Annotated in this window: 4 protein-coding genes; all 4 read right to left on the reverse strand. The window is 57.8% G+C overall.

Annotated elements, in window-relative coordinates; all coding sequences use genetic code 11:
* Window positions 1-432: glycosyltransferase family 2 protein (locus AC1DUU_RS25735; RefSeq protein WP_476786205.1), on the reverse strand; the 432-nt coding region annotated here is incomplete at its 3' end.
* Between the two features lie 26 nt (window positions 433-458).
* Window positions 459-1,382: a Gfo/Idh/MocA family protein gene (locus AC1DUU_RS25740; protein ID WP_476786206.1), complete on the reverse strand. Its 924-nt coding sequence runs from the start codon at window positions 1,380-1,382 to the stop codon at window positions 459-461.
* Window positions 1,375-1,917 (reverse strand): dTDP-4-dehydrorhamnose 3,5-epimerase family protein, encoded by a 543-nt coding sequence (locus tag AC1DUU_RS25745; RefSeq protein ID WP_476786207.1) that lies wholly within the window; start codon window positions 1,915-1,917, stop codon window positions 1,375-1,377. The genes AC1DUU_RS25740 and AC1DUU_RS25745 overlap by 8 nt, the downstream gene beginning before the upstream one ends.
* A 653-nt stretch (window positions 1,918-2,570) precedes the next feature.
* On the reverse strand, window positions 2,571-3,863 hold a 1,293-nt coding region (locus AC1DUU_RS25750), incomplete at its 5' end, for a glycosyltransferase family 4 protein (protein WP_476786208.1).

Here is a 3,863-nt window from a genome sequence, read left to right on the forward strand (position 1 = left end):
GAAGAACGCGGCCTCGCCATCTCGCACTTTACGCCAGCAGTCGGGTTCAGCAAAGCTTCCGCCGTAAACGACGAACTCGTTTTGGCCATGCACATTGATCTGCACCATGTGCCCGAAGTCACATTCCTTGAGCAGCGTGGCCAGGCTGGCGAGGTGGTTGCGCAGCCAAAGATCATCGTCGCCGCAATACGCGACGATATCGCCACGCGCTTCTTGCAAAGCGACATGCCTGTGTGCCTCACCGTGGCGCTGTCCCTTCGGGAAATCGAAATAGCGGATGCGCCGATCTTTTCGCGCAAAGGACTCTACGACGTCGCGCGTTTCCGCCGATGCGCCGTCGCCCACCACAAACAGTTCGAAGTTGGAGCATGTCTGCTCCTGGATGCACCGCAGCGAATAGCCTATCAGATGCGCATGGTCGTGCGTCGGCATCAGGATGGTCGCGGCTGGCTTCCGTCTCACGCCGGAAGCCCTGCTTTGCGCCGGATGTCGCAGACACGCTCAACGATCAATGCACCTTCGGCAACCGAACTCATAGGCGCTGGCCCACCGCGCAGATGGCGCAGAAACACCGCAAGTTCGGCCTTTAGCGGCATGTCGTTTTCGAACGGTACCTTGATCTCTGGCGCGCTGAGATTGTCCGGGCTCCCCTGCCGGAGGATTAGGTGGTCGTCGAGGCTTCCGTTCAGCGTCACCGTGCCGCCACTACAGGCCAGGATCACCGAACGGCGATTGACCGGATGATGGGCCGAGGTTTCGATGACCACGCGCGGTCCGCCAGTTCGGCCAAGCAAGGCCACAAGACCGCTGGAAGCCGGACCAAGCCCGTCGGCGAATGCCGTTTCGACTGGCGGCACGTCGCCCAAAACATGCAGGCAGATCGACAGGTCGTGCGGCAACAGGTTCCAGATCGGATCGACCTCGTTATGGGTCATCGACCAGCCGAGCCGGTAGAGTCTCAATCCCACTACGTCGCCGATTTCGCCGCTTCTTGCATATTGCGCGATGCGCTCGATGCCTGCGTGGTAGCGCCATTTGTCCATGACGAAGATATGATTCGGCGCCGTCTCGGCGAGCAGCTGTGCCGTCGCCAGGTCGGATGTCAGCGGCTTTTCGACGAACAGGGGAATGTTGCGCGGCAAGAGGCTGAGCAGAACCTCGCCATGGTTGTCGCTTGGCGTAGCGACGACAGCCCCTTCGACCTCGGGAAGTTCGGCCAGGCTCGAGACGATCTCGTCGGCGCCGTTGGCTTCGGCGTTGGCACGCGATTTCTCACCAGGTGCCACGCACGTAACCCGTGCGCCCAGCGCTTTCAGGTCGCTCAGAATCAGCTTGCCCCAGCGACCACAGCCGACCAGCCCGACATGCGGCACGTCAGTCATGTCGAGCTCTCAGCTGCTCGCGCACCGCAAGGTATTGCTGCGTCATCTCATCAGCACTGCCAGCGCTCGTATCGCGTGGGGACAGTGCGGGATCGCGAACCTGCCAATCAAGGCCGAGCGCGGGGTCATCCCAGCGGCAACCGATCTCGTCCACCGTGTTCCAGTAGTGCGACACCGAATAGCACAGGCTGGAAGGCTCTGGAAAATGGAAGCCGTGCGCGACACCTTGCGGGATGAGCGCTGCCTGCATCTTGGATCCCTTGAGCGTAACCGTCGTTGCCATGCCATGGGTTGGTGATTCCGGTCGGATATCCGCAAGCCCAAGTACCAACGTGCCTTCCAGGCAGACAAGGTAGTCCGAGTGGACGACATGGACATGCACGCCACGCAGTACATTGGCCTGGCTACGTACGAAGTTCCATTGCACGGGCTCGATCCCGCTATCCCATTGCTGTCGGAAGATCTCCGTCAGGTCGCCACGTTCATCGCTATGTGTCGTCAGGTCGCGAACGACGCATCCCAGCGGTAGTCTCATCGTGAATATCCTTGCCCGATTGCGCCTGGGCGCAATCTCCTTTCCCCGCCGCGATTGGCAACGTTGGCCCTGTATCTGTCTAGTCGATGCCGAAGGCAATGCCAAAGTAAGCACCGCTCGCTCGGGCGTGAGGATCGCCAACGTTCCAAATCCGGGCCGCCTGCTATTAGAAACGTGGGCTACCTGCCGTTCACGTAGGCTGGCGGGCAGCTGCGATTCCATCTGTTCAGCCGGTCATGACGTGGAAGGCATCATCGGAACGACATCGCCTCTAGACTCTGGAAATAAACTTCCCACGAAATCGACAACTGCTTTAGGACGGTCCAACGCCAATGCGCCCCTGCGGAGCTTTTTTCGTACCGATCGCATCATGCTCGCGGGCCGACTTATCCCGGAATATGCTTTTCATTCGCGTGTCGCCCACATTCTTCGACATGGAGGCAGGTGTCGTCGCGTATTCGGGTGATCTTGATCGTGGCGAAGCGCGACCTGGTGGCTATTCTTAAGGCAGAGCTCGACCTCCCCGGCATTCAAGGCCCATTATCTCGACAATATCTGCGATGAGAGGGCCGAGCGAGCGTCGCCCGGCACGATGCGTATTTGATGTGCTCGACAGCTGGTCGCATAGACGACCTCGATATCGATCGAGGAGCCTAGCTGCCCATTTCCGATATCGCTTTCGCCATGGCCCGGCCGACTACGTCAGGAGAAAAGCGACTTTCGATGTTTTCCCTCGCGAGCGATGCTCGTTGCTTAGCGAGCCCCGGTTTGTCGTAGATTAACCGCAGGCTATCAACAAAATAGTCAAGATCCGGCTCGGCCCACACCTGGTTTTCGCCGTGCGGATACGCGCCAGGCGGCACATCCACTAGGCTAAAAGGCGACAAAAAGCTGTTCTCGGCGGACATGAATTCGAGATTACCGGAGTAGCCAGTCGCAATGACAGGCTTTCCGCGGGCCATACATTCGGCGAGAATCAAGCCAAAACCTTCACTGCGATGGGGTGAGATAAAGACGTCACACGCGCTTTGAACAAAGTCGATAGCGCCTTGGTCTATTCTGCTATCCATAACGACTAAACGCGCGTCCAGCGCCGCAAGCCGGCGAATTTCACGCGCGGCAGCATTGTCGGCGGTCGACGAGTGCGTCTTGATAACAAGCGTGGTCGGCTGCCCTGAATGAGAGGACGGAAAGGCGTCCATAAAAGCCTTGACCGCACCCAATGGGTTCTTTCGCTCAGCATAAGATGCAAGATCGAACATCGTGAGGACTGTGAACGATTCTTCTGGGAGCCCCAGGCGGCGCCTGGCATCGAGCTTGTCGATCAGGCGAACCGAGAGGGCTGGCGCAACTATCCTTACATTGGTGTGAGCCGCAGCAACAGACTGTCGCGTGAACTCGGAAGCTACCCAGATTTCGCTCAATTTCGACGCTTCGTCTCGCCACGGCGCGGGCAGCGAAGGCAACTCCCAATACCACTCACCAACTCGATATTTCGAACGCCAAAAACGCTGTTTGGTGTACATATCCAATGACGAATAAATATCTGGGTTAGCAAACAATATTGCCTTGCCATCTATTTCATCTGAATTTCTGATATCTTCGTTGTCTAACGGCGGAAGATAATCATCCACGCCTTCTATATTTAAATGTGCTGGACGCAATTCTGTGGTCTGCAGTGCGGCAAGGCGTGAGCGGGCGATCTGGCCAAGACCTTTTGGCGATCGGAATAGCCCGAAGAATACAACATCGTGGCGAATCGACGGATCACTAGGATTTTGACGTTCCAGGATTTCGGAACTCTCCGTTGAAGGAGCCCCAGATCGACAGCTGACTTTCCTTTTCAGCCGCCGAGTTGCCGACTTCCTGCCTCGCAATAGGCTGATCAGCAGCTGCTGGGTAAGGAAGCGAGCACCAGGAATGGTGTGATCCAAGACTATGATCCC

It is taken from the genome of Aminobacter sp. P4_H6_2 (assembly GCF_056400805.1).